The organism is Flavobacterium sp., assembly GCF_044361065.1.
GTDB lineage: Bacteria > Bacteroidota > Bacteroidia > Flavobacteriales > Flavobacteriaceae > Flavobacterium.
This window is the reverse complement of record NZ_JBIKJI010000118.1, coordinates 1-6,837: the sequence shown is the minus strand read 5'-3', so window position 1 is coordinate 6,837 and position 6,837 is coordinate 1. Positions and strand designations below refer to the sequence as shown.

Genomic DNA, 6,837 nt, shown 5'->3' with positions numbered 1-6,837 from the left:
CATGTCCAATCGAAACCTCTAATAAATTTGGAATATTGTCTTTAAAAAATTTAATGTTATCTAAACTCAAGTCGTGTCCAGCATTAATGCCTAAATTTAATTCATTTGCTCTAATAGCAGCTTTCATAAATGGCTCAATTGCTGATTGATTTCCTAAACTGTATTGATGAGCAAAACTTTCTGTATATAATTCAATTCTATCTGTACCCGTTTTTTTAGCGCCTTCTACCATACTTTCATTCGCATCTACAAAAATAGACGTTCTAATTCCATTACGTTGAAATTCTTGGATGACTTCAGTAAGATAATCTTGATGTTTTATCGTGTCCCAACCTGCATTAGAAGTAATTGCCCCAATAGCATCGGGAACTAAAGTTACCTGATCGGGTTTACATTCTAAAACTAAATCAATAAAATTATGTTGCGGATTACCTTCTATATTATATTCTGTGTAGACAACATTTTTTAAATCTCTTGCATCTTGATAGGTAATATGTCGTTCATCTGGCCGTGGATGAATGGTAATTCCATTCGCTCCAAATTTTTGAATATCTTTAGCCACTTGCAACAAATCAGGAACATTACCACCTCGTGCATTTCTTAAGGTTGCAATTTTATTAATATTAACCGATAACTTTGTCATAATTGAATTAAATTTGTACAAAATTACAAACAAAAATAGACTAATTTGTATTTTTTACTTAATTTGCAATAGTTTTGAACTTAGATACATGAATAAAATTACAGATTTTATAAACAATCAATATAAAGCTTTACAAGTTAGTGCTACTATTGCTGATGCCTCAGATTTATTCTTGGATGTAAATTATTCTCATTTTCCAATTTTAGAACAAAATGTTTTTTTAGGATCAATAGCAAAAGAAGATGCAGATATTTTTTTAAGTACAGATAGCATAGATGTCCATAAATATAATTTAACTCGTTTTTATGTTCGAAACGATATGAATTGGTTTGATGTTTTAGAAGAATTTTCAAAAAATCACACCAATCTTTTACCTGTTTTAGACGATAAAAATAATTATTTAGGTTTTTATGAACTTGACGATGTGCTTCACTTTTTTAACGAAACCACATTTGTAAAAGAAGACGGAGGCACCATTGTTATTGAAAAAGAAACTGCTGATTTTACGTTTAGTCAAATTTGTCAAATTGTAGAAAGTAACAATGCTAAAATATTAGGCGTTTTTATCTCAAATAATTCAGCAACAAAAACTGAAATAACATTAAAAATTTCGCAAAGTAATTTTAACGAAATTATACAGACATTTAGAAGGTATAATTATACTATTTTATCTGAACACCAAGAAGATGCTTATCTTGCTGATTTAAAAGATCGCTCGGATTATTTAAACAAATACTTAAATATATAAAAATTCACAAATGAAAATAGCTGTATTTGGTCAATATTATCAAAACAATACCCATTCTATAGTAGAAAAAGTAGTGGCTTTTTTAGAGCAGAATAATATTGAAATTTGTTTTTATAAAATTTTTTACGACAAATTAATTGAAAATGAGGTGTCGTTATCCGAATATAGCACATTTGATTCTCACGAATGTTTGAAAGATAATTTTGATTATTTAATAAGTATTGGTGGCGATGGAACTATTTTACGAGCTGCCACTTTTGTAAGAAACTACAATCTACCAATTATAGGAATTAACGCAGGAAGATTGGGGTTTTTAGCAACTATTCAGGAAGAAAATATCGAAAAACTTTTAACACGTGTGGTGGCAAATGATTTTTCTATTTCGAAAAGAACTTTAGTTAGTTTACATGCACATCCTGAAAATATTGATTTAGAAGACATTAATTTTGCATTAAACGAAATTACGGTTTCCCGAAAAGATACAACTTCAATGATTACAATTGAAACATATATAAATAATGAATATCTAAATTCGTATTGGGCAGACGGATTAATTATTTCAACACCCACAGGGTCAACAGGGTATTCGCTTAGTTGTGGCGGACCTGTAATTATGCCTACATCAAATTGTTTTGTAATTACACCTATTGCACCACATAATTTAACCGCTAGACCTTTAATTATTCCTGACGATTCTGAATTAACTTTAAAAATAAAAGGAAGAGAAGAACAATATTTGGTTTCTTTAGATTCGAGAATCACCTCTGTTTCAAACGAGACTACTTTAACTGTTAAAAAATCAGATTTTTATATTTCAATTATAGAATTTCCAGAAGAAGGTTTCTTAAGAACCATCCGCAAAAAACTACTTTGGGGAGAAGACAAAAGGAATTAACACACGATTTTTCATTTTTTTGCGTTATAAAATCAAGTTAATCATCAAAAAAACTTGGTTTAAGATGGTTAGTACATCAATATTATTATATTTGCAAACTATTAAAAAAATGAAAAGATTTTTATTAAATATTATAGGCGTATTATTCTGCATCACTTCGTTCGGACAAATTCACGAATTAGGCGTTTTTGTTGGTGGGAGTAATTATATTGGAGACGTAGGAAATTCACATTATTTGTCGCCAGATGATATGGCGTTTGGGGTTTTATACAAATGGAATAAAAGTACAAGACATTCTTGGCGCTTTTCATATAAAATGGCATCGATTACAGCAAAAGATATTGAAAGTAGCGCCCCTAATAGAAAATATCGCGGTTTTGATATAAAAAATAATATTAAAGAACTATCTGCAGGTTTAGAATTTAATTTTTTAGATTTCGATTTGCATCAGTCTGATTATGTATTTACACCCTATGTATATTCAGGAATTTCAGCATTTGTTTATGATGAAATTTTTATAATTGATAAGGAAAGTAAAACGGATTATCAAGATTATTCATTTGCGATACCTATGATTGTTGGAATAAAATCTAAACTATCTAATAATTTAGTAATTGGATTAGAAACAGGAGCCAGATATACATTTACAGATAATATAGACGGAAGTAATCCAAAAAATAAAAATTTGGAAGAATTAAAATTTGGTAATTTAAACAATAAAGATTGGTATATTTTTACTGGGTTTACGCTTACTTACACTTTTGGAAAAAACCCGTGTTTTTGTGCACACGAATAGAATGGAAAAAGAAATAGATAAAAATAATTTACCAAAACATTTAGCCATCATTATGGATGGCAATGGGCGTTGGGCAAAAAAACAAGGAATGCTTCGCGTATTTGGTCACGAAAAAGGAACCAAATCTGTGAAACAAACTGTTGAAAATTGTACCAAGTTAGGTATTGAATTTTTAACACTTTATGCTTTTTCAACAGAAAATTGGAACCGACCGAAAATAGAAGTCGACACGCTAATGAAATTATTAGTTAGTGCCTTAAAAAAAGAATTAAAAACATTACAAAGCAATAATATCAAGCTTAATGCGATTGGGAATTTAGACAGTTTGCCTTCGGGTGTAAGAAAAGAATTAATAGAAGTTATTGAAAATACCCAAACAAATAGTAGAATGACATTAACGCTAGCATTAAGTTATGGTGCAAGAGATGAAATCATAAATGCTGTTAAAATAATTTCTGAAAAAGTTAAAAATAATATAATTTCGGTAGATGCTATTGAAGAATCAATTATAAATCAGCATCTTTACACGCAGAATATGCCAGATGTTGACTTAGTGATAAGAACAAGTGGCGAACACAGGATTAGTAATTTCCTTTTATGGCAAATTGCTTATGCTGAATTTTATTTTACAGACGTGCTTTGGCCAGACTTCAATGAAGAAGAACTGCATAAGGCATTATTAAGTTATCAAAAAAGAGAAAGAAGATTTGGAAAAACAAGCGAACAAATTAGATAAATTGAAAATGTTTAAAAACAGAATATTATTTTTATTTACCCTATTATTTATAGGAAATACAATAAATGCACAAGAAACAGCCTTAGAAAAAGGAAAAGAGTATACGCTTTCTGGTATAGAAGTAACCGGAAAAGTTTCTTTTAACGAACAAACAATTATAACATTTACTGGACTTGAAATTGGTAGTAAAATTAGAATTCCAGGAGATGAAATTAGTTTAGCCATTACAAAACTCTGGAAATTAGGACTTTTTAATGACGTAAACTTTTATGTTAAAAAAATTGAAGGAGAAACTATTTTACTTGAATTAGAATTATACGAATTACCAAAACTGAATGATATAAAAATTAAAGGCGTAAAAAAAGGTAAAAGAGAAGATATAGTAAAGGAAACTGAACTAAATAAAGGTAGAGTTGTAAATGATAACTTAATTACAAATACCAAAAACTACATTGAAAATAAGTATAAAAAAGACGGATATTTTAACACAAAAGTCACTATAAATACATTAGCTGATTCTACAAACACTAAAGTAGATATGGTGGTTTTTATTGATAGAGGACAAAAAGTTAAAATTAGCGCTATTAATTTTGTTGGAAATGAACAATTAGTTGATAAAAAACTAAAAAAATCATTTAAAAACACCAAAGAAAAAAAGATTTATAGAGTTTTTAAAGCTTCGAAATTTGTTAAAGACAAGTACAAAGAAGACCTTGGAACCCTAGTATCAAAATATAAAGAAAAAGGGTACAGAGATGCTAGAGTAGTTAATGAAAGTGTTATTTATAACAAAGAAACTAACAAAATAAATATTGATATTAATATTGAAGAAGGAAAAAAATATTACTTTGGTGATATTCGATTTTTAGGAAACACGGTGTATTCAGATCAGGCATTAAATTCAATTCTGGGAATCAAAAGAGGCGAAATTTATAATGGTGTTTTGTTAGAAAAAAGAATTGCCGATACTTCTTCACCAGATGCAGAAGATGTTACAAATTTATATCAAAATAATGGCTATTTATGGTCAAACATCAATCCTGTAGAAGTAAAAACAGAAAACGATACTATTGATTTTGATATTAGAATTACTGAAGGTCCAATTGCATATTTTAATAATGTCACGGTTAAAGGAAACGACAAAACCAACGACAAAGTAATTTATAGAGAACTAAGAACCAGACCGGGTGAAAAATGGAATAAAGATTTGGTTATTCGTTCTGTTCGTGAATTAGGACAATTGGGTTTCTTTGATGCGGAAGCCATTCGTCCAGAGCCTGTAAATATGGATCCAGCTGCTGGAACTGTAGATTTAGATTGGACTCTAGTAGAAAAAGGTTCAAGTCAAGTAGAATTACAAGGAGGTTACGGTGCTGGAGGATTCATAGGAACTTTAGGATTATCGTTTAATAATTTTTCTTTAAAAAATATTTTCAATAAAAAAGCCTATCAACCTTTACCAATGGGTGATGGTCAAAAAATGTCATTACGTTTGCAAGCCAGTCAAGGTTTCCAGGTATATAGCTTGTCATTTACTGAACCTTGGTTGGGTGGCAAAAAACCAATTAGTTTCTTTACATCCATTTCACACAGTAAACAATTTTTATTTGATTTTAGATCTAGAGATGTAACCAGAGATAAAAGTTTTAATATCTCTACATTAACTGTTGGTTACGGAAAAAGATTAAAAGTTCCAGATGATTATTTTAGTATATCTAATTCCGTTTCTTTTTCTTATTATGATTTAAATAATTATAATACCGGCTTATTTACTTTTGGAAATGGCGCTTCAAGAAACTTATCATTTAGTTCTACATTAACACGAGATAGTAGAGGCTTAGATCCGATTTTCCCAGATAGAGGATCAACCTTCTCTGTTTCTACAAAATTTTCACTACCTTATTCTTTATTTAACGGTATAGATTATGCCAATTTAGAAAACAAAGAAGAATATAAATTAAGAAACAATACTGTTTTTCCAATTGATGCAAACGGAAACGTCTTACCAGTTTATGTTAATGAAACTGGAGGTAATACACTTAATTATACAGAAGCGGTTGCAGATCAAAGTTTAGTAGATCAAGAACGATTTAAATGGTTAGAATTTTACAAAGTGAAATTTAGTGGTGATTGGTATACTAAAATATACAAAAAATTCGTTGTCCGTACAAGAGCCGAATTTGGTTTCCTAGGTGCATACAATTCAGATAGAGGTGTAGTGCCTTTTGAAAGATTCTTTGTAGGTGGAGATGGTTTAGCAAATTTTGCATTAGACGGAAGAGAAGTAATTCAATTACGTGGATATCCAAACAATTCACTATCTTCGCAAAACGGAGGAACGGTGTATAATAAATATTCTATGGAATTAAGATACCCAATAACTATGAAGCAATCGGCAAAAATATATGCTATGAGTTTTCTAGAAGCGGGTGCTGCCTTTGATAATTTTAAAACATTTGATCCCTTTAAAGTACAACGTGCTGCAGGTATAGGATTAAGAGTATTTATGCCAGCTTTCGGATTATTAGGTATTGATTTTGCTCACGGTTTCGACCCAATTCCTGGTGATACTATAAAAAGTGGTTGGCAAACACACTTTATTATTGGACAACAATTTTAAGTTTTGGCACGATAGTTGAATTTAACATTTACATTTATGAAAAAATATTTTGTTTTACTTTTTAGTTTTGTTTTATTTGCAGTACAAGCGCAAAAAACAACGAAAATTGGTTACATAGATATGGATTATATTTTGGAAAAAGTTCCAGAATATGCCGAAGCTAAAAATCAATTGGAACAAAAAGCAGCTACTTGGAAACAAGAAATTGAAACCAAAAAAAATGAAATAAATAAATTAAAAAATGCTTTAGCTTCTGAAAAAGTACTTTTAACAAAAGAATTAATAAACGATAAAGAAGAAGAGATAAACGTTCTTGAAAAAGAAATGCTTGACTATCAGCAAAAACGCTTTGGACCACAAGGCGACTTAATGATTCAAAAATCGGCATTAGTAAAACCT

The 6,837-nt window shown here is 29.7% G+C and carries 7 protein-coding genes; 6 read left to right on the top strand and 1 reads right to left on the bottom strand.

The window, feature by feature from the left end:
* Positions 1-643: pyridoxine 5'-phosphate synthase (locus ACIQ11_RS07770; RefSeq protein ID WP_396154098.1), on the bottom strand; the 643-nt coding region annotated here is incomplete at its 3' end.
* An 88-nt stretch (positions 644-731) separates the two neighbouring features.
* Between ACIQ11_RS07770 and ACIQ11_RS07765 the strand changes: the two genes are divergently transcribed.
* From ACIQ11_RS07765 to ACIQ11_RS07740, 6 genes are all read left to right on the top strand, one after another.
* On the top strand, positions 732-1,391 hold the full coding sequence (locus ACIQ11_RS07765) for a CBS domain-containing protein (protein ID WP_396154097.1): 660 nt from the start codon (positions 732-734) through the stop codon (positions 1,389-1,391).
* Between the two features lie 10 nt (positions 1,392-1,401).
* Positions 1,402-2,286 carry an NAD kinase gene (locus tag ACIQ11_RS07760; RefSeq protein ID WP_396154096.1) on the top strand — a complete coding sequence of 295 codons (885 nt, stop codon included), beginning with the start codon at positions 1,402-1,404 and terminating at the stop codon, positions 2,284-2,286.
* 109 nt (positions 2,287-2,395) lie between these two features.
* On the top strand, positions 2,396-3,082 hold the full coding sequence (locus ACIQ11_RS07755; RefSeq protein WP_396154095.1) for a DUF6089 family protein: 687 nt from the start codon (positions 2,396-2,398) through the stop codon (positions 3,080-3,082).
* Position 3,083: 1 nt separating this feature from the next.
* Positions 3,084-3,818, top strand: a complete 735-nt coding sequence (locus ACIQ11_RS07750; protein ID WP_396154094.1) for an isoprenyl transferase — start codon at positions 3,084-3,086, stop codon at positions 3,816-3,818.
* Positions 3,819-3,825: 7 nt separating this feature from the next.
* Positions 3,826-6,438 carry an outer membrane protein assembly factor BamA gene (bamA, locus tag ACIQ11_RS07745; RefSeq protein WP_396154099.1) on the top strand — a complete coding sequence of 871 codons (2,613 nt, stop codon included), beginning with the start codon at positions 3,826-3,828 and terminating at the stop codon, positions 6,436-6,438.
* A gap of 36 nt (positions 6,439-6,474) precedes the next feature.
* On the top strand, positions 6,475-6,837 hold a 363-nt coding region (locus tag ACIQ11_RS07740; protein ID WP_396154093.1), incomplete at its 3' end, for an OmpH family outer membrane protein.

Bases quoted from the DNA above. Each gene is read 5' to 3' on its own strand.
- ACIQ11_RS07765 (WP_396154097.1), top strand. From the start codon at position 732: ATGAATAAAATTACAGATTTTATAAACAATCAATATAAAGCTTTACAA.
- ACIQ11_RS07760 (WP_396154096.1), top strand. From the start codon at position 1,402: ATGAAAATAGCTGTATTTGGTCAATATTATCAAAACAATACCCATTCT.
- ACIQ11_RS07755 (WP_396154095.1), top strand. From the start codon at position 2,396: ATGAAAAGATTTTTATTAAATATTATAGGCGTATTATTCTGCATCACT.
- ACIQ11_RS07750 (WP_396154094.1), top strand. From the start codon at position 3,084: ATGGAAAAAGAAATAGATAAAAATAATTTACCAAAACATTTAGCCATC.
- bamA (WP_396154099.1), top strand. From the start codon at position 3,826: ATGTTTAAAAACAGAATATTATTTTTATTTACCCTATTATTTATAGGA.